Raw genomic sequence first — 763 nt, forward strand, 5'->3', positions numbered from 1 at the left:
GCCATTTGGCAAATCAACAACATGGCCATCAGGTGTAAATACGTAAATACGGTCTTCACCAACGTCTGAGCTTAGCTGGTTTGCAATTTCCGAGGCATCACCCACCTCCTCTTGCCATTCCAGTACTTGTCTAAGCCAGTTGATCTTTTCCTCATACCCTGAAGATCGACTTTTAACATCGGTACCTTTATAGCGCCAGTGAGCACAAACTCCCAGTTCGGCTTCCTCGTGCATTTCCCTCGTACGGATCTGCACTTCCATGACCTTTCCTTCTGGCCCAATGACAGCTGTGTGCAAAGAGCGATAGCCATTTTCTTTCGGGTTAGCAATATAGTCATCAAATTCGTAAGGAATATGCTTCCACAAGGAATGCACAACACCTAGTACCGAATAACAGTCTTGTACACTGGGCACCAGAATTCTAAAAGCTCGAATATCGTAAATTTCAGAAAAATCTAGATTCTTACGGCGCATTTTTCGCCAGATGCTATAGATGTGTTTACTTCGGCCAGCGACTTCGCCGCGGATGTGGGCATTCTCTAATTCAAGCTCAAGTTTTTCAGTCATTCTTTTTACAAAAGAATCCCGGTCAACTCGGCGCTCATCCAGCAATTTCGCTATCTTTTTATAGGCTGAAGTGTGTAAGTAGCGAAAAGACAGGTCTTCGAGCTCCCACTTGATATAGCCTATACCTAAGCGATGTGCCAAAGGCGCATAAATATCAAAGACTTCTCGTGCAACACGCTGACGTTTTTCGGAGTTC

General features: G+C 44.8%; 1 pseudogene. It reads right to left on the reverse strand.

What is annotated here, in order from left to right:
• Nucleotides 1-763: pseudogene (locus A3756_RS00790) on the reverse strand (bifunctional (p)ppGpp synthetase/guanosine-3',5'-bis(diphosphate) 3'-pyrophosphohydrolase); the annotation flags it as partial.

The sequence above is a fragment of the Oleiphilus sp. HI0086 genome (genome assembly GCF_001635225.1).